Origin of the sequence: Streptomyces profundus (genome assembly GCF_020740535.1) — a bacterium.
Taxonomy (GTDB): domain Bacteria; phylum Actinomycetota; class Actinomycetes; order Streptomycetales; family Streptomycetaceae; genus Streptomyces; species Streptomyces profundus.
Window position 1 is genome coordinate 7,543,883 of sequence record NZ_CP082362.1, and the last position, 17,028, is coordinate 7,560,910.

General features: G+C 72.6%; 16 protein-coding genes. 6 read left to right on the forward strand and 10 right to left on the reverse strand.

Features of this window, described 5'->3' with window-relative positions; genetic code table 11:
- Positions 1 to 25 precede the first annotated feature (25 nt).
- A complete protein-coding gene (locus K4G22_RS31110) occupies positions 26 to 1,261 on the reverse strand; it encodes an ROK family transcriptional regulator (protein ID WP_228083814.1) in 1,236 nt (411 codons plus the stop codon).
- 30 nt (positions 1,262 to 1,291) lie between these two features.
- Entirely contained in the window at positions 1,292 to 2,725 is a 1,434-nt protein-coding gene (gene xylB, locus K4G22_RS31115) for a xylulokinase (protein WP_228083815.1), read from the reverse strand.
- A gap of 110 nt (positions 2,726 to 2,835) precedes the next feature.
- Here xylB and xylA point away from each other — a divergent pair, with 110 nt between their 5' ends.
- Complete coding sequence (gene xylA / locus K4G22_RS31120) at positions 2,836 to 4,008, forward strand: xylose isomerase (RefSeq protein ID WP_228083816.1); 1,173 nt, start codon at positions 2,836 to 2,838, stop codon at positions 4,006 to 4,008.
- Between the two features lie 47 nt (positions 4,009 to 4,055).
- Here the strand turns inward: xylA and K4G22_RS31125 are convergent, their stop codons facing one another.
- The gene (locus tag K4G22_RS31125; protein ID WP_228083817.1) at positions 4,056 to 4,967 is read right to left on the reverse strand and encodes an NADP-dependent oxidoreductase; all 912 of its coding nucleotides are present in this window, start codon (positions 4,965 to 4,967) and stop codon (positions 4,056 to 4,058) included.
- 120 nt (positions 4,968 to 5,087) lie between these two features.
- Between K4G22_RS31125 and K4G22_RS31130 the strand changes: the two genes are divergently transcribed.
- Complete coding sequence (locus K4G22_RS31130; RefSeq protein ID WP_228083818.1) at positions 5,088 to 5,726, forward strand: TetR/AcrR family transcriptional regulator; 639 nt, start codon at positions 5,088 to 5,090, stop codon at positions 5,724 to 5,726.
- Between the two features lie 10 nt (positions 5,727 to 5,736).
- Here K4G22_RS31130 and K4G22_RS31135 read toward each other — a convergent pair whose 3' ends face one another.
- From K4G22_RS31135 to K4G22_RS31155, 5 genes are all read right to left on the reverse strand, one after another.
- Positions 5,737 to 6,138: a VOC family protein gene (locus tag K4G22_RS31135; protein WP_228083819.1), complete on the reverse strand. Its 402-nt coding sequence runs from the start codon at positions 6,136 to 6,138 to the stop codon at positions 5,737 to 5,739.
- Positions 6,139 to 6,210: 72 nt separating this feature from the next.
- Positions 6,211 to 7,074, reverse strand: coding sequence for a DMT family transporter (locus K4G22_RS31140; protein WP_265590258.1), 864 nt, complete (start codon positions 7,072 to 7,074; stop codon positions 6,211 to 6,213).
- Positions 7,075 to 7,379: 305 nt separating this feature from the next.
- Positions 7,380 to 8,207, reverse strand: a complete 828-nt coding sequence (locus K4G22_RS31145; protein ID WP_228083821.1) for an alpha/beta fold hydrolase — start codon at positions 8,205 to 8,207, stop codon at positions 7,380 to 7,382.
- Between the two features lie 86 nt (positions 8,208 to 8,293).
- On the reverse strand, positions 8,294 to 8,608 hold the full coding sequence (locus tag K4G22_RS31150) for an SGM_3592 family protein (RefSeq protein ID WP_228083822.1): 315 nt from the start codon (positions 8,606 to 8,608) through the stop codon (positions 8,294 to 8,296).
- 113 nt (positions 8,609 to 8,721) lie between these two features.
- Entirely contained in the window at positions 8,722 to 9,744 is a 1,023-nt protein-coding gene (locus K4G22_RS31155; RefSeq protein WP_228083823.1) for a TerC family protein, read from the reverse strand.
- Between the two features lie 183 nt (positions 9,745 to 9,927).
- Between K4G22_RS31155 and K4G22_RS31160 the strand changes: the two genes are divergently transcribed.
- Entirely contained in the window at positions 9,928 to 11,151 is a 1,224-nt protein-coding gene (locus K4G22_RS31160; RefSeq protein WP_228083824.1) for an MFS transporter, read from the forward strand.
- 24 nt (positions 11,152 to 11,175) lie between these two features.
- Here K4G22_RS31160 and K4G22_RS31165 read toward each other — a convergent pair whose 3' ends face one another.
- On the reverse strand, positions 11,176 to 11,628 hold the full coding sequence (locus tag K4G22_RS31165) for an ATP-binding protein (RefSeq protein ID WP_228083825.1): 453 nt from the start codon (positions 11,626 to 11,628) through the stop codon (positions 11,176 to 11,178).
- Between the two features lie 179 nt (positions 11,629 to 11,807).
- Between K4G22_RS31165 and K4G22_RS31170 the strand changes: the two genes are divergently transcribed.
- The 3 genes from K4G22_RS31170 (at position 11,808) to K4G22_RS31180 (ending at position 13,794) form a co-directional block, all read left to right on the forward strand.
- Positions 11,808 to 12,632 carry a helix-turn-helix domain-containing protein gene (locus K4G22_RS31170; protein ID WP_228084286.1) on the forward strand — a complete coding sequence of 275 codons (825 nt, stop codon included), beginning with the start codon at positions 11,808 to 11,810 and terminating at the stop codon, positions 12,630 to 12,632.
- Positions 12,633 to 12,635: 3 nt separating this feature from the next.
- On the forward strand, positions 12,636 to 12,872 hold the full coding sequence (locus tag K4G22_RS31175) for a DUF397 domain-containing protein (protein WP_062217741.1): 237 nt from the start codon (positions 12,636 to 12,638) through the stop codon (positions 12,870 to 12,872).
- 112 nt (positions 12,873 to 12,984) lie between these two features.
- On the forward strand, positions 12,985 to 13,794 hold the full coding sequence (locus K4G22_RS31180; protein WP_228083826.1) for an SAM-dependent methyltransferase: 810 nt from the start codon (positions 12,985 to 12,987) through the stop codon (positions 13,792 to 13,794).
- Between the two features lie 40 nt (positions 13,795 to 13,834).
- Here K4G22_RS31180 and K4G22_RS31185 read toward each other — a convergent pair whose 3' ends face one another.
- Positions 13,835 to 16,801: a glycoside hydrolase family 2 TIM barrel-domain containing protein gene (locus K4G22_RS31185; RefSeq protein ID WP_228083827.1), complete on the reverse strand. Its 2,967-nt coding sequence runs from the start codon at positions 16,799 to 16,801 to the stop codon at positions 13,835 to 13,837.
- Between the last annotated feature and the right edge of the window lie 227 nt (positions 16,802 to 17,028).

Here is a 17,028-nt window from a genome sequence, read left to right on the forward strand (position 1 = left end):
GTTGGGAACGAAGCGGCCGGCAGCGTCAGAGCGTCGGCCCGGCCAGCAGGCCGGCCGGGTGGTCCAGGGCGGTGCGCACCGCGAGACCGGCGGCCCCCACCAGGGGCCCGTCGGGGCCCAGCGGCGAGGCGGTCACCGGCACCGGGGTGTCCCGCCCGCCGGCGGCCACCGCCGTGCGCCGCGCCAACTCCCGGCGCAGCGGCGGCAGCAGCCAGGGCGCCAGCCGGGTGAGCGTGCCGCCGATCACCACCCGCCGGCAGTCCAGCAGGTTGACCGCGCCCGACAGCGCGATGCCCAGCGCGGTGCCGGCCCGGCCCACGGCGCGCAGCGCCGTCGCCTCGCCCGCCTCGCAGCGGGCGGTCAACGCGCTCATCCGCACCCCGGGGCCGGGCTCGATGCCGGCGGCCCGCAGCACCGCCTCCTCACCCGCGTAGGTCTCCAGGCAGCCGCGCCCCCCGCATCCGCAGCGCGGCCCCTCGGGGCGCACCGGCACATGCCCCAGCTCCCCGGCGAAGCCGTGTGCCCCGCTGAGCAGTTGGCCGTCGACCACCACGCAGGCGCCGATGCCGATCTGCGCCGACACATAGACGAAACTGTCCGTGTGGCCGTTTCGGCCGGGGGCCGTCAGGGGGGTGGCCGCCGGCTTCGACCACAGCTCGGCCAGCCCGCCCAGGTTGGCCTCGTTGTGCACGGTGATCCGCCCCAGGTCGTCCGGGAGCAGCGGCAGCAACTCGGTGTGCTGCCAGCCCAGGTTGGGCGCGCGCAGCACGGTGCCGCTGTCCCGCAGCACAAGACCCGGCACGGCGACCGCGAGACCGACGGGGCGCAGGCCCACGTCGGTCGCCTCGGCACGCGCCCGGTGCGCCAGCCGGCGCAGCACCGCGAGCACCGCGCCCGGATCGCTGTGCTGGTTGCGGATCTCCTTCTCCACCCGGACGCGGATCTCGCCCCGCAGATCGGCGGCGCAGACCGCCAGATGGTCGACCCCGATCTCGGCCCCGAAACCGCAGGGCCCCCGGTCGGTCAGCCGCAGCTGGCTGCCCGGGCGCCCCACCGTCCCCGACCGTCCGGGGCCCTCCTCGACCAGCAGCTCCCCGCGCAGCAGCTCCTCCACCAGGGTGGAGACGGCCGCCCTGGTCAGCCCGATCCTGGCGGCCACCGCCGCCCGGGAGAGCGGTCCCTCGGAGGCGAGCGTGTGCAGCACCCGGGAGAGGTTGCGCTGCCGCATCTCGGACTGCGACGGGGGAGCCGGCTGTGCCATGCGATCTCCTGACCTCGACGCGGCGCGCCGTCAGCGGCGACGCAGCAGCGCGTCGGCGTCCCCGAGGGTGGTGGACAGCCGATCGAGGGCGGCCTCGTCCCGGGGTACCGCGTCGAAGGCGGGGCCGCGCGCGGTGTCCCACTCCCGCGCGACGGCCGCTGGATCGCGGCCCAGCAACAGCCCGGCGGCCTGCGCGGCGGCGCCCAGCGCCACCAGCTCCTCGGCCACCGGCACCCGCACCGGACGCCCCGACAGCCGGCGGACCGTCTCCCGCCAGGCCGTGCCCCGGGCGCCGCCGCCGATCAGCAGGATCGGTTCGGCCGGGTCGGCGCCCTCGTCGAGCACCAGGTCCAGGGCCTTGAGCAGCGCGAAGACCGCGCCGTCGTAGGCGGCCTGGAGCAGCTGGCCGGGGGTGGTGTCGTGCCGCAGGCCGTGCACCAGGCCGCTGGCGTAGGGCAGATCGGGCGTGCGCTCCCCGTCGAGGAAGGGCAGCACCACGGCCTCGCCCCCCGGCTCGACCGCCTCCCGCTGAAGCCCGAGCAGGGTGGCGAACCGGTCGACGGCCAGCGTGCAGTTGAGCGTGCAGGCCAGCGGGAGGAACGCGTCGCCCGCGTCGGCGAAGCCGGCGACCGTGCCGCTGGGGTCGGCGGGGCGCCGCCGGGAGACCGCGTACACCGTGCCCGAGGTGCCCAGGCTGAGCACCGGGCTGCCGGGAGCCAGGCCCAGGCCGAGGGCGCCCGCCATGTTGTCCCCCGTGCCGGCGGCCACCGGGACGCCGGCCGGGAGCGGCAGCCCCTCGGCGACCGTGCCGGCGGCCTCGCCGGCGGGGACCACCCGGGGCAACAGCGCGGGATCCAGGCCGACATGGGCCAGGATCTCCTCGTCGTAGCGCCCGGTGGCCGTGGACCACCAGCCGCTGCCGGAGGCATCGCCCCGGTCGGTGGTGCCGCCGTGCACCGGCTGCCCGGTGAGTCGTCCGGTCAGGTAGTCGTGCGGCAGCCGGACCGCGCGGGTCGCCTCGGCCGCGGCCGGCTCGTGCTCCCGCAGCCAGGCCCACTTGGTGACCGTGAACGAGGCGGCCGGCACGCTGCCGACCCGCTCGGCCCAGGCGGCGGGGCCGCCCAACTCGTCGAGCAGCCGGTCGCGTTGGGGCGCGGAGCGGGTGTCGTTCCACAGCAGCGCGTTGCGGACGGGGGAGCCGGCCGCGTCCAGCGTCACCAGCCCGTGCTGCTGGCCGGCCACGGCGACCGCGCGGGCCCGGCCCGCCGCCTCGCCGCACTGGTCGAGCGCCGCCCGCAGCGCGGACCACCACACCTCGGGGTCGCTGTCGTGCTCGGCCGTCACCACGTGCGGGGCCTGGCCCCTGGCCACCACGGCCCCGGTGGCCACGTCCACCACCAGTGCCTTGGTGGACTGGGTCGAGCTGTCGACTCCGACGACCAGGGGGCCTTCCGCAGCTGTCATGAGCTCAGGTCCTCTCTTGAGGCCACAAGGCCAGGGTCTTCCACAGTTGGGTACTCGCATACTAATTTGTTAACGGCCATGACGAAATACTGGGGAGCCGAGGAGCCGCCATGACATATCAGCCCACACCCGAGGACAAGTTCAGCTTCGGTCTCTGGACCGTCGGCTGGCAGGGCCGCGACCCGTTCGGCGACGCCACCAGGCCCGTGCTCGACCCGGTCGACTCGGTCGGCAAGCTCGCCGAACTGGGCGCCTGGGGCGTCACCTTCCACGACGACGACCTGATCCCGTTCGGGGCCTCGGCCAGCGAGCGCGACGGACACGTCAAGCGCTTCCAGCAGGCCCTGAAGAGCACCGGCATCGTGGTGCCCATGGTCACCACCAACCTGTTCACCCACCCGGTGTTCAAGGACGGCGGGTTCACCTCCAACGACCGCGACGTGCGCAGGTTCGCCCTGCGCAAGGTGCTGCGCAACATCGACCTGGCCGCCGAACTCGGCGCCGAGACCTTTGTCGCCTGGGGTGGCAGGGAGGGTTCGGAGAGCGGTGGCGCCAAGGACGTGCGGGCCGCGCTCGACCGCTTCAAGGAGGCGTTCGACCTGCTCGCCGAGTATGTGGTGAGCCAGGGCTACGACCTCAGGTTCGCGATCGAGCCCAAGCCCAACGAGCCGCGCGGCGACATCCTGCTGCCGACGGTCGGCCACGCGCTGGCCTTCATCGAGCGGCTTGAGCGGCCGGAGCTCTTCGGCGTCAACCCCGAGGTCGGCCACGAGCAGATGGCCGGGCTGAACTTCCCGCACGGGATCGCCCAGGCGCTGTGGTCGGACAAGCTGTTCCACATCGACCTCAACGGGCAGACCGGCATCAAGTACGACCAGGACCTGCGCTTCGGCGCCGGCGACCTCAGGTCCGCCTTCTGGCTCGTCGACCTCCTGGAGACCGCCGGCTACGCGGGCCCCCGGCACTTCGACTTCAAGCCGCCGCGCACCGAGGACTTCGACGGCGTCTGGGCCTCGGCCGCCGGCTGCATGCGCAACTACCTGATCCTCAAGGAGCGCGCCGCGGCGTTCCGCGCCGACCCCGCCGTCCAGGAGGCGCTGCGCGCCGCACGGCTGGACGAACTGGCCCAGCCGACCCTCGCCGAGGGGGAGACCTTCGAGGCGCTGCTCGCCGACAAGTCCGCCTTCGAGGAGTTCGACGCGGACGCCGCCGCCGAGCGCGGCATGGCCTTCGAGGCGCTCGACCAGTTGGCCATGGACCACCTGCTGGGCGTGCGCGGCTGACCTCCCGCCTCCTTCCCCCGCCATCCGGCGGGGGAAGGAGGCACCGGTCAGTCGACGGTGAGCACGACCTTGCCCCGGCCGTGTCCGCTGCCGACGTCCCGCTGCGCGTCGGCGGCCCGCTCCAGCGGGTGGAGCGCCCGGTGGTGGACCTCCAACCCGCCCCTGTCGTACAGGTCGACCATCTCGGTGAGCCCGCCCGCCGTCCTGACGCCGGTCCAGTCGTGGACGCCCAGCGCCTCGACCTCGTCGTTCCAGATCATGCTGACGACGCGGTACGGGTCCCTCGTCACCTCGACGGACGCCCGCAGCGCGTCGAGACCGGCGCCGAGCGAGGCGTCCACGCCGTTCGGCGCCACCGCGCGGATCCGGTCGACGAGCCCCTCCCCGTAGGTGAGCGGAACCGCCCCCAGCCTCCGCAGATGATCGTGGTTCTCCTCCCTGGCGGTGGCGATCACGGTCCGGACCCCGCGCACCCTCGCCAGTTGCAGCGCCATGGTGCCGAGCCCGCCCGCCGCGCCGTTGACGAGGATCGTCTCGCCCGGGCCGACTCGCATCTCCAGCAGCGCGTTGCGCGCCCCCTGCGCGGAGCCGGAGAACGCCCCGGCGACCTCCCACGACATGCTCTCCGGCTTCGGCACCACCTGTTCCGCGCTCACCACGACGTACTCGGCGTAGGCCCCCAGGGTGCGGAAGCCGAGCACGGGGTCCCCGGCCGAGAGGCCGGTGACGCCCTCGCCGACCTGATCGACCGTGCCGGCGAACTCGTTGCCCGGGATGATCGGGAAGTCCCCCGTCCTGGAGCGCGGGAAGTCGCCGTTGCGCACCCCGCAGTCGAACGGCTGGACGCCGGCCGCCCTCACCCGGACACGGACCTCCCCGGCTCCCGCACGGGGATCCGCCACCTCCATGACACGCAACACCTCCGGCGGACCGAACTCCGTCAAGGCCGCGGCTCTCATACCCGTCTCCTTCGCGTTCGGATGGTCACGCGGCGGAGTCTAACGGAGATTATTTACCGAGTATAAATATCCTTCCGGTGTATTTTTGTGGCCGGCGACCGGGTGCCTAGGATGGTCGGCGTGCACGAACCGAGCGGTCTGCGCGAACGCAAGAAGGAAGCCACCCGGCAGCGGCTCATGCGCGCCGCCTTCGACCTGTTCGAGGAGCACGGCTTCGACGATGTGTCGTGCGGTCGGATCGCCGCCGCCGCCGAGGTGTCCAAGAAGACCCTGTTCAACTACTTCTCGCTCAAGGCGGATCTGATCCTGGACGCGGAACGGCACCACGTCCACGACCTCGCCGATGTGGTCCGCGCGCGCGAACCAGGGCAGACCCCGCACGGCGCGCTGCACGCGCAGTTGCTGGCCGCGCTGGCCCAGCGGCTGCCGGCGACCGGTCTGAGCGACCGCCCCGAAGCGCTGCGGCTGCGGCGCCTGATCCGCGCCAACCCGATGCTCGCCGAGCGGGAGCGGCAGTTCCAGGACCAGCGGCAGCGGCTGCTCGCCGAGGCGCTGATCGAGGAGAACAGCCCCGAGCTGACCGCGCGGCTGATCGCGACCCAGGTCCACGGGATCCGCCAGGTCCTCTTCGCGGAGAACACCCGCCGCGTCCTGGCCGGCGAGGCGGCCGACGACGTGTATCCCGACGCGGTGGCCGCCGCTGAGTGCGCCTTCCGGCTGCTGGCCGAGGGGCTGGGCGACCGGCTCCGCCGGGGGTGACGGGGGCCGGTCAGCCCGCGACGGACCCCTCCGCGCCGAACAGGCAGAACTCGTTCCCCTCCGGATCGGCCAGCAGCAGATGGTCCGGATGGCGCTCCACCACCCGCGCCCCCCACCCGATCAGCCGCTCGGCCTCCCCATCCCGATCCGCGCACGTCATGTCCAGATGCACCCGGTTCTTGACCCGCCGGGGCTCGGGCACCCGCTGACACCACAGCCGCGGCCCCTGGCCCCGTGGCTCGATCAGCACGGTCGGATCGTCCTCGGGATCGGTGATCCCGTTCGCCGCGAGGCGCGCCAACTCGGCCTCGTCGTAGGGCGCCACGTCGTAGTCGTCCAGCGCGGCGGCCCAGAAACGGGCCAGCGAGGCGGGGTGGGCGGCGTCGATCACGATGTCACGGAGTCTGGCCATCCGCCGATGATGGGAGCCCGGCGGCCCCGGCGGCAACGGGAATTCCGTCCGCCGGGGCCGTCGCGTCGCCGGTCAGGCCCGGTCGGTCGCCGGCCGGCGCACGGTGAGCGAGGTCAGGCCGAGCGCGATCAGCGCCACGCCGCCCCAGGCCGGCGCGCCGAGCCGCTCGCCCACCACGACGACCGCCAGCACCGAGGCGACCAGGGGCTCGAACAGGCTCAAGGTGATCGCCGTGCTCGACCGCACCCGGGAGAGGCCGGCGCCGAAGAGCACATAGGCCAGACACATCGGGATCACCGCCAGATAGCAGATCACCAGCAGCCCACGCCCCGAGCCGGTCAGCGCGCCACCGGTCAGCGCGAAGACCGGCAGCAGCACCACGGAGCCCAGGCCGAAGAGCGCGCCCATCGCGGCGCGGGTTCCGTGCCCCCGGCGGATCAGCCGGGACCCGCAGTAGGTGTAGGCCGCGTAGCCGGCGCCGGAGAGCACCCCCAACGCGACGCCGGCGGGCAGCCGTTCGGCCTGCCCGCCGCCCTGGCCGCCGACGACCAGGGCCACACAGCCAAGACAGGCGGCGAACGTGCCGGCCAGCCAGCGCCGACTCAGCCCGGCTCCCTCCCCCCACCACTCCCACAGCGCGGCGAAGACCGGCGCGGTGCCCAGGCTGACGACGGTGCCCACGGCCACCCCCGACCAGGCCATGGAGGTGTAGAAGGCGAGCGGGTAGCAGACGACGGCGACCGCGCCGGCGAGGACCCAGCGCAGGGACGGCCAGCCGTCGCGCACCACCGTCCGGAGCGAGCGGCCGGCGAGGGCCACGGTGAGCAGCCCGCCCAGGCCCATGGTGGCGGCGCCGATGGACAGGGCCGAGGCCCCGGAGGGGGCGAGGCTGGCCGCCGTGCCGGTGGTGCCCCACAGCGCGGCGGCGGCCAGCACCAGCCAGGAACCATCGGCGGACCCTCGCGCGGGGCGGGTGGCGGGGGTGACGACGGGGTTCGACGGGGCCGGGGGCGTCGGGGATGCCGGAGATGCCGGGGATGCTGGGAATATCGAACGAGTCATGCGATCAGGTGTCCTACTCCGTTGCGACTCCGATGAGGGATCGGCGGGAGGGCACACTCGGGAGGCGCGACCGGCCCGAGGGGCGGTCGACACGAGAATCAGGGGATGAGCCGTGCCCTCAGCGGGCGAGCGGCGGGGAGATGACCCGGTGGCGGTTGAGCGATCGCATGACGATCAGGCTAGTCGATCGCCGCGACCCGGAGACACCAGCCCTCGATGAGGGCGGACAGGGCGTCGGGGCGCTCCTCGTGCGGGTAGTGGCCGCACTCCGGCCACAGCTCCACCGCGGAGGGTGGGGGCGCGGGCAGGCTCCGCTCCCAGGCGGCGGCCTCCGCGCTGGTGTGCACCGCGAGCGCGGGGTGTCGCCGCCGGCGCAGCAGCGCCTCGGCGCCCTGCCGGGTGCCGATGGCGCCCGGCGCCAGGTACATCGCCTCGCGGTACTCCGCGAGCACCTCGGCGTCCATGGCGGCGAAGAGGCGGCGGTGGCGGTCACCGATCCAGGGCGGGGTCGTCGGGCCGTCGGCGCGGCGCAGGAAGCGCTCCGCCCAGCCGGCCGCGTCCCGCCGCAACGCCGCCTGGTCGGCGGTGAGTTCGGCGGCGCTGGCGCGTCCGCCGAAGCCGGTGGCCACGGTAACGGAGGCGCGCACCACATCGGGGTGCTCGACGGAGAGCGCCGTCGCCACCTGGCCGCCCATCGAGTGCCCCACGGCCACCACGGGGCCCGGCGCCAACTCCCCGAGCCAGTCGGCGAGATCGTCGGCGACCAGCCGGGGTGCCTGCCGTCCCGGCCGCGCCGGCGTCCGGCCGTGGCCCGGGAGGTCAGGGGCGAGCACCCGGTGGCCGGCGGCCAGCGCGGGCAGCATCGCGTCCCAGTCGGCCCGGTCGCCGCCCCAGCCGTGTACCAGCAGCAGCGGGAATCCCCCCGGCCCGCCGCCGCTCGGCGGCCGGCCGGTGTCCACGGCGGAGAAGGGGGCGGCGGGCGGTAGGGAGGCGGGCGATGGCGGCACGACGGCTCCAGGGGACGGCGGACACCGGCCCGCCGAGGGGGCCGGCGACACGAGACGGTGGCCCGGCAGCGGCCGGACCACCAGGGTCACGAATCCTCGCCCTTGTCCTTCCGGCGGAACCAGCGCCGCTTCTTCGGCTTGTCCTTGCGGGCCTTCTTGCCCCGCTTGTCCCGCCCTGAGCCGTGCACCCAGCCGGCGGGCGGCTCGTCGGAGCGCCAGGGCTGGGGCGAAGGGCCGCCGTCCTTCCAGCGCTCACGCAGCATGCGCGTCCTGGCGGTCGGCTCGCGGACCTCGGCCCCGCGTATGAAGCTCTCGTCCAGCACCAGGTTGTCCCAGTCCTCGTCGCGAGGCGCGTCGTCGCCGCCCCGTGGCTCGTCCTGGTCCGAGGGCTCCGTCCCCATGAGCTGCCTCCTGTCCACCGATCGTGCGCGGTGCCCCACGCGAGGTAAACGCCTGACGCCGCCGCCGGGTTCCAGCGGGCGGCGGCGTTCGGGCCACGGTACCGGAGGGTAGGTCAGGAGCGGCGGTCAGCCGATTCCTGGGCGTCCTCCGCCGCGTCGTCGCCGTCGCGCCGCTTGGCGCGCGCCTCCGCCCGCTCGTTACGGGTGGCGTAGAGGCTGGTGATCGTGGTCACGACCAGCACGCCGCAGATCACGCTCAGCGAGAACGCGGTGCTGATCTCCGGGGTGTTCACGCCGCCCGACTCGTGCAGCGCGTGCAGTACGAGCTTCACGCCGATGAAGCCGAGAATCACGGACAGGCCGTAGGAGAGGTGCACCAGCTTCTCCAGCAGGCCCCCGATGAGGAAATAGAGCTGCCGCAGCCCCATCAGCGCGAAGGCGTTGGCGGTGAAGACGATATAGGCGTCCTCGGTCAGGCCGAAGATGGCGGGAATGGAGTCGAGCGCGAAGAGGATGTCGGTGCTCCCGATCGCCAACATGACCACCAGCATCGGGGTGATCAGCTTCCGCCCGTTCTCCTTGATCACCAACTTGGTGCCGTGGTAGCGGTCGGTGGCGGGGAAGCGGCGCTCCACCATCTTGAGGAAGCGGTTCTCCTCGTACTCCTCCTCCTCGTCCTTGCTGCGGGCCTCCTTGATCAACTGCCAGGCCGTCCAGATCAGGAAGGCGCCGAAGATGTAGAAGATCCAGGAGAAGCTGGCGATCAGCGCCGCGCCCAGGGCGATGAACCCGGCCCGCAGCACGAGGGCGATCAACACGCCGATCATCAGCACCCGCGCCTGGTACTCGGGGGGGACGGCGAACTTGGTCATGATCAGCACGAACACGAACAGGTTGTCCACGCTGAGCGACTTCTCGGTGACATAACCGGCGAAGAACTCGCCGGATGGAGTGGCGCCCTCCATGACGAACAGACCGATGCCGAAGAGCACGGCGAGGACCACCCAGAAGGTGCTCCAGATGGCCGCTTCCTTGAGCTTCACCTCGTGGGGTTTACGCCCAAAGAAGAAGTCCACGGCGATGAAGGCGCACAACACCAGCACGGTGAGCACCCACATGGTCAACGAGACGTCCACTCTTCCTCCGGGTCCTGGGACGGTCTGACAAGCTCCGCCGCGACCCTCGGTCGCGGCGTTGGTCAATGGTAATAGAAAGGTAAAGTGTCGGGCTTGTGAAGGTGGCTCCCGGCGACGGGAACGCCCCGGTGCCCGGAGGGAATTCAGCTGTTCCCCGGCGCCGGCCAGGGGCATGATGCGGTGATGGGCCAAGCCGGGGGACTGCGCTCCTACACCGAGATCCTGCGGGTCAGGGGCGCGGGGGCCTTTCTCGCGGCGAGTGTGGTCGGTCGGCTGCCGATGTCGACCCTCGGTCTGAGTGTCGTCCTGTTGGTGACCCATGTCACGGACAGCTATGCCACCGCCGGCGTGGTGTCGGCGGCCGGCGCCCTGGCCTACGCCGTGGTGGTGCCGCGCGTGGGGCGCGCGGTGGACCGACGGGGGCAACGCCGGGTGCTGCGCCCGCTGGCGTTCTGCTTCGCCCTGGCCGGCGTCGCGTTGGTGCTCGCGGCATGGCTGGACGGCTCGTTCGCCGTGCTGCTGGCCACCGGCGCGGTCTTCGGCGCCACGATGCCCCCGCTCAGCGCCCTGGTGCGCGCCCGGTGGAGCCATCTGCTGCGCGCCGACGGGGGCGGGCGACTCCTGGTGTCGGCCTACTCGCTGGAGTCGGTCGTCGACGAGCTGATCTTCGTGACCGGACCGCTGCTGGTGGCCGCCGTGGTGCTGGTGCACCCCGCGTTCGGCGTCGTGGTGGTGGCCGGCTGCGGGCTGGTGGGGAGCCTGGCGCTGGCCGCGCAGCGCGCCACGGAGCCGCCGGCCACACCGCGCCCTTCGGCCGCCGGCAGCGCCCTCGCGCTCCCCGGGATGCGCGCGCTCTGTCTGGTCTGGGTCGCCACGGCCGCCATGTTCGCGGCGTGGGAGCTGAGCACCATGGCCTTCGTCGACGCCTACGGCAGCCCGTGGATGATCGGCGCGGTGCTGGCCACCTATGCGCTGGGCAGCGCGGTGGGTGGGCTCTGGTACGGGGCGCGGAGCTTCACCGCGCCGGTGGACCGCAGGCTGCTGTGGGCGCTGGTGATCGTGGTGGCGGGCATGGCGCCGCTGTGGGCCATGCCTTCCGTTGTCGCGCTCTGGGCCTTCTCGTTGGTATCGGGCCTGCTGATCGCGCCCACGGTCATCGCCGCCTACAGCCTGGTGCGGGAGGGGGTGCCCGATGCCGCGCTCACCGAGAGCATGGCGTGGATGTCCACCGCCGTCGGCCTCGGACGGGCGCTCGGACTGCTGGTCGCCGGCCTGGTGGTGGAGGCGCACGGGCCGCGCTGGGGTTATGCGTTCACTCTCGGCTGCGGCCTGCTGGCCCTCGCCTTCGCGCTGCCCCGGGCGGCCACGTTCCGCGCCATGGCCCGGGCCCGTCCGCGGGCGGTGTAGGGCCTCGGGGGTCTCCCCGGCTGGTCAGCCGGTGCTGGTGAGGGGGAGATCGGCCCAGACCACATGCCCGGCGCCGGCGTCGTGCGGACGTACGCCCCAGACCTGCGCCAGCGAACAGACGAGCAGCAGGCCGCGGCCGTTCTCGTCGTCCTCACCCGCGGTGCGCGGCACCGCGCGCGGGCCGTGGCCGTCGCTGGCGACGGCCACCCTCAGCAGGGTGCCCAGCAGCCGCACCTCGCAGCCGACGCTGTCGCTGTCGGTGTGCCGCAGCGCGTTGGTGACCAGCTCGGAGATCACCAGTTGGGCGCTGTCGCAGGTGTCGCTGGGTGCCCGCCACTCGTGGAGCTGCTGGCGGGTGAGCCTGCGTGCTTCCGCCGCCGATGTGGGTATGGCCGGCAGGCGAAAGCGCAGGCACCCGCTCGGCAGCGCGGAGCTGTCGTGTCGCACCAGGGAGTCGGCGCGCGAGGAGGAAGCCACGGCACTACTGTGCGGGCTGTCCCTCGCATCCGGCAAGAGGCATCCTGCAAATTACAGAATCGCTCGTTCCAGTCTGTTGGTTTTCCTGATGGCGTGGCAGACTCCCCTGCCATGACGGCAGTTGATGGGGTGGGGTAGTGGCCGGTGGGCACACGAGCGGAGCAGCCACCGCGTTGCGGGTGGTGCTGGGCAGACGCCTCCAGGATCTCCGCGAGGCCGCGGGGCTCTCCTTCGAGGAGGCCGGCCGGGCGCTGGACGTCACCCACGCCACCATCAGACGGATGGAGAAGGCGCAGGTCGGGCTGAAGGTCCCCTATGTGGAGAAGCTACTGCGGATCTACGGGACCACGGACCAGGCGGAGATCGACACCTTCCTCGTCCTCGTCCGCGAGGCCAACCGACCCGGCTGGTGGCACCGCTACCGCGACGTGCTGCCCGAGTGGTTCAGCGCGTTCGTCTCCCTGGAGGCCGAGGCCGACCAGATCCGGGCCTACGAACCGCACTACATCCCCGGCCTGTTGCAGACCGAGGCGTATGCCACCACGGTGTTGCGCTCCGGGATGCCGCACGCACCGGCGAGCGAGATCGAGCGCCTGGTCTCGCTGCGGCTCGCCCGCCAGGAGCTGCTGAGCCGGCCCCACCCGCCGCTGCTGTGGATCGTGATGGACGAGACGGTGCTGCGCCGTCCCATCGGCCATCCCCAGGTGCTGCGCGGCCAGATCTCCCGGCTGATCGAGGCCTCGGCGACCCCGCATGTCAGGCTCCAGATCATGCCCTTCTCGGCCGGGCCGCATCCGGCGATGTACGGCCCCTTCCACCTCTTCCGGTTTCCCGTCCCCGAACTGTCGGACATCGCCTGCGCCGAGAGCCTGGTCGGCGCCGCCTACTTCGACCAGCGGGACGACGTCTCCACCTTCAGGGAGGCGCTCGACCGGATGTGCGCGCAAGCCGCGCCTGTGCACCGCACTGAGGCCATCCTCAGTGGTATTCGCAAGGAGATCTGATCCATGGATCGCATTTACAACGGCATGCCGGCAGCCCATCTCGGGACGGAGGGCTGGCACAAGCCGTGGAGCGGGGGCAACGGCGGCAGCTGCGTCGAGGCGATGCGGCTGACGGACGGCCGGGTGGCGCTGCGGCAGTCCACCGACCCGGAGGGCCCCGCGCTGATCTGCTCGCACCACGAGATGGCGACCTTCATCAAGGGAGTGAAGTCGGGAGAGGCCGACTTCCTCCTGGTGTGAACCCCACCGAATGGGGGTGAGTCGGCGCGGTGCCCGCGCACGGGGGGCGTGGGCACCGCGCCGGGACGACGAGAACGTGCGATCCACGTCAGACAACGAACGGAGCGTTTGGGTGAGTACAGAGGGTTTCGAGGCCGCGCAGATCGACACCAGCAGGCCCCACCCGGCGCGGATGTACGACTACTACCTCGGCGGTCAGGACAACTACGAGGTGGACCGGCTGGCGGCCGAACGCGTCATAGCCCTGCTGCCCGACATCCGGCTGGCCGCCCGGGAGAACCGCTCCTTCATGCACCGCGCGACCAGAACGGTCGCCTCGCGTGGCATCCGCCAGATCATCGACATCGGCACCGGCATCCCCACCGCGCCCAACACCCACCAGGTCGCCCGGGAGGTCGACCCGCAGATCCGGGTCGCCTACGTCGACAACGACCCGATCGTCAGCGCCTACGCGGGCGCCAAGCTCACCAACGAGGGCAACGCCGGGTTCGCGCTGGCCGACCTGCGGGACCCCAAGTCCCTCCTGCGACACCCGATGGTCGAGGAGCTGATCGACTTCGACCGGCCGGTGGCGCTGATGCTGGTGGCCATCCTGCACTTCGTCGAGGACGCCGAGGACCCGGGCGCCATCGTGCGGGAGCTGACCTCGGCACTGCCGTCCGGCAGTTGCCTGGTGCTCAGCCACGCCACCCACGACTTCCACGATCCCGGCCAGATCAGGGACGTGCGCGAGGTCTACAAGAACGCGACGGCCACCCTGACCCTGCGCCCCCACGACGCGGTGCGGTCCTACTTCGGCGGCTTCGAGCTGCTGGAACCCGGCCTGGTGCAGCCGCCGTTCTGGAACCCGACGAGCCCGGTGCCCGACTCCGCCGAGCTGCGCGGCCTGGGCTTCTACTGCGGCGTCGGCATCAAGCCCTGACCCGCGGGCCGGGCGGGCGGCAGCCCGCCCGGCCGTCACGTTACCGTGCCGCCAGCGCCGTGAAGGTCAGCGAGAAGCGGAACTCGCGGGGCCGCAGGTGGTACTCGGGCAGCGGGCCCGGGCCACAGGACTGGCTGCCGATGCCGTGCTGCGCGTGGTCGAGGTTCACCCAGACGGTATCCGTGGGGACGAGGTCCGGGGTGTGCTCGGCCGCGTCCAGCTGCTCGCTGGTCCAGCGCCGCGCGGTGAACCAGAACGGCTCGTCACCGGCGCCCACCCGCAGCCCCGATCCGTCCCCCGCGCGCAGTTCGGCCCACCGCACCCCGCCCCTGGCCCCGTTCTCCTGCGGGCGGACATAGGGCGTCTGGAGCTGGTCGACGGACGCTCGGTAGCGGCCCAGCAGCGCCGCGGTCCCGGTGTCCGGGTACGCCTCGCCGGGGCCGCCGCCGAACCAGGTGACGGAGTCCCAGCTCGCCGGCACGCCCAACCGCAGACCCACCCGTGGCAGCGTGCTGGCCCAGGGCCCCTCGGGCGTCACGGTGACGGTCAGCAGCAGCGTGTCGCCCTCGGCCTGCCAGTCGTAGACGGTGCCAAGCCCCACCTCGGCCGCCGCGGGGGCCACCCGGGTCCTGACGGTCAGGCCCGTGTCCGTGGTCTCCACGGCGTCCAGCCGGTGCTGGACCCGGTGCAGCCCCAGCTTCCGCCAGGTCTCCGCGTGGCGCTCGTCGGACTGCCAGCTGGCGCCCAGGTCGTTGTCCGTGGGAGCGCGCCAGACGTCCAGCCTGGGCGGGTGCGGGATGGCCAGGCCGGCCAGCTCCCGCAGGGCGCCCGAGGCCGCGTCGAAGACCCCGGGCCCCAGCGCGATGCCCTGGTCCACGCGCCGCGCGGCCACCGCCGCGCGCCCGCCGTTCGGGGCGTCGGGCACGGCGGGCACGGGGAGTTGGGCCCAGGCGACGCGGTGTCCGCGCGGTGCCCAGGGGGTGTCGTCGGCGAGCTGGGCCTCGAAGGTCCAGACCGCGAGGCCCGAACGCTCGGTGCGCGGCGGGTCCGGCAGCGGCACCCGTGCCGTCTCGCCCGGGCCCAGCGGGGGGACGGACAGCGGGCCGCCGGCCACGCCCTCGCCCTCGACCTCGTAGCGCCAGGCGAAGGTCAGCGCCGAAAGGTCGGCGAAGTCCTGGTCGTTGGTGACGGAGATGACGCCGGCGGCCCGGTCCTCCTCCGTGGCGACCTCGATCAGGACCGGCTCGATGACCTTCTGGTACTCGATCAGCCCGGGCGAGGGCGTGCGGTCGGGGAAGAGCAGTCCGTCGCAGACGAAGTTGCCGTCGTGCAGCTCCTCGCCGAAGTCGCCGCCGTAGCCGAAGTAGGGCGTGCCGTCCTCGGTGACCTTGGGGAAGCCGTGGTCGATCCACTCCCAGATGAATCCGCCCTGGCAGCGCTCGTGGTCCCGGAACAGCCGCTGGTACTCGGCCAGGCCGCCCGGGCCGTTGCCCATGGCGTGGCCGTACTCGCAGAGCAGGAACGGGAGGGAACGGCGGTGCGCGTCCAACTCGGGGTCGGCGAGCGGCTCCTCGGCGCGGCGGCCGATCAGCTCCACCTCGTCGTGCGGCGCGTACATCCGGGAGTAGATGTCGCTGTCCCGGTAGCTGTGGTCGTTCTCGTAGTGCACCGGACGCTCCGGATCGCGTCCGCGTATCCAGCGGGCCATCGCGGACAGCCCCTCGCCCCCGCCGCACTCGTTGCCCAGCGACCAGATGACCACCGAGGGGTGGTTCTTGTCCCGTTCCACCATCCGTTGGGCCCGGTCGAGCAGGGCCGGGGTGAACCTTTCGTCGTCGACCGGGTTGCCGCGCCAGTCCTCGAAGTCGCAGAAGCCGTGGGTCTCCAGATCGCACTCGTCGATGACCCACAGGCCGAGTTCGTCGCAGAGCTGGAGGAACGCCGGATGCGGCGGATAGTGGCTGGTGCGCACGGCGTTGATGTTGTGGCGCTTCATGAGCAGGATGTCCTCGCGCATGGTGGCGAGGTCCAGCGCGCGGCCGGTCTTCGGGTGGAACTCGTGCCGGTTCACCCCGCGGAACAGCACCCGCCGGCCGTTGACCCGGAGCACGCCGTCCTCGATGGCCACCGTGCGGAACCCGATCCGCAGCTCGATCCGCTCGCCCTCGGTGACCAGTTGGCCGGTGTAGAGCCGGGGCGTCTCGGCGGTCCAGGGCTCGACGGGCACGCTCGCCTCGATGCCGGTGGCGATGTCCAGGCCCAGTTCGGGCACCAGCACCCGGCCTCCTGGCTCCGCGTCCACGCGCAGCGTGCCGAGCCCGGTGGTGTGGTCGTAGCCGGCGTGGGTGAAGTGGTCGGCGGCTGCCCCGTCGGGGCGGTGGAGCAGGGTGACGTCCCGGAAGATGCCGGGGAGCCACCACATGTCCTGGTCCTCCAGGTAGCTGCCGGCCGACCACTGGTGGACCCGGACGGCGAGCACGTTGCCGCCGGGGCGCAGCAGGTGGGCCACGGCGAACTCGTGCGGGAGCCGGCTGCCCTGGAAGGTGCCGAGCTCGGTGCCGTTGAGCCAGACCCTGGCACTGGACTCCACGCCGTCGAAGCGCAGCACGCTCTCGCCGCCGGCCGGCCAGTCGGCGGGAAGGTCGAAGACCCGGCGGTGGTCCCCGGTCGGGTTCTCCGTCGGGACCCGGGGTGGGTCGACAGGGAAGGGATACTTCACATTGGTGTAGGCGGGGGCGCCGTGGCCTTGGAGCACCCAGTGGCCGGGGACGGCCAGTTGATGCCAGTCGGCCGAGGCGGACCAGGCGGCCTTGGCGTCCTCGTTCGCGGTGGCGAAGGTGGTGTCGGCGCCCTCGGCGGTCCCGCCGAGGCGGAACGACCAGGTGCCGTTGAGAGAGATCCTGGCCGCGTCCGAGGACGGATACCACGTGCGGGGCGGGAGAGTTCCGGAGCCGGGGGAGGGGTCTTCGTAGTACGGGAGCCGGGAGCCCTCGGGCCGCGTCTGCATACGTCTCCTTGTGAACACGGCGACCACCGACCCGGCCCCCATGTTGAGAATTGTGGCGTGCTGTTGGAAGACGCTAAAACGGCGAGCGGGCTTTCGACAAGCCCTTACGGAACTGCTCGTGGCCGATCGCCTCGCTGGTCACTCCTGGTCATCCCCGTGAGAGCCCGTATCCCCGGGCGGTTCGGGCTCGTTGGCGCGATGGGACGTCAACTCCAATGGCATGAACA

Excerpts from the sequence above, each read along its gene's own strand:
- K4G22_RS31110 (WP_228083814.1), bottom strand. The coding sequence starts at position 1,261 with ATGGCACAGCCGGCTCCCCCGTCGCAGTCCGAGATGCGGCAGCGCAAC.
- xylA (WP_228083816.1), top strand. The coding sequence starts at position 2,836 with ATGACATATCAGCCCACACCCGAGGACAAGTTCAGCTTCGGTCTCTGG.
- xylB (WP_228083815.1), bottom strand. The coding sequence starts at position 2,725 with ATGACAGCTGCGGAAGGCCCCCTGGTCGTCGGAGTCGACAGCTCGACC.
- K4G22_RS31135 (WP_228083819.1), bottom strand. The coding sequence starts at position 6,138 with ATGGCCAGACTCCGTGACATCGTGATCGACGCCGCCCACCCCGCCTCG.
- K4G22_RS31160 (WP_228083824.1), top strand. The coding sequence starts at position 9,928 with ATGGGCCAAGCCGGGGGACTGCGCTCCTACACCGAGATCCTGCGGGTC.
- K4G22_RS31125 (WP_228083817.1), bottom strand. The coding sequence starts at position 4,967 with ATGAGAGCCGCGGCCTTGACGGAGTTCGGTCCGCCGGAGGTGTTGCGT.
- K4G22_RS31150 (WP_228083822.1), bottom strand. The coding sequence starts at position 8,608 with ATGGGGACGGAGCCCTCGGACCAGGACGAGCCACGGGGCGGCGACGAC.
- K4G22_RS31175 (WP_062217741.1), top strand. The coding sequence starts at position 12,636 with ATGGATCGCATTTACAACGGCATGCCGGCAGCCCATCTCGGGACGGAG.
- K4G22_RS31185 (WP_228083827.1), bottom strand. The coding sequence starts at position 16,801 with ATGCAGACGCGGCCCGAGGGCTCCCGGCTCCCGTACTACGAAGACCCC.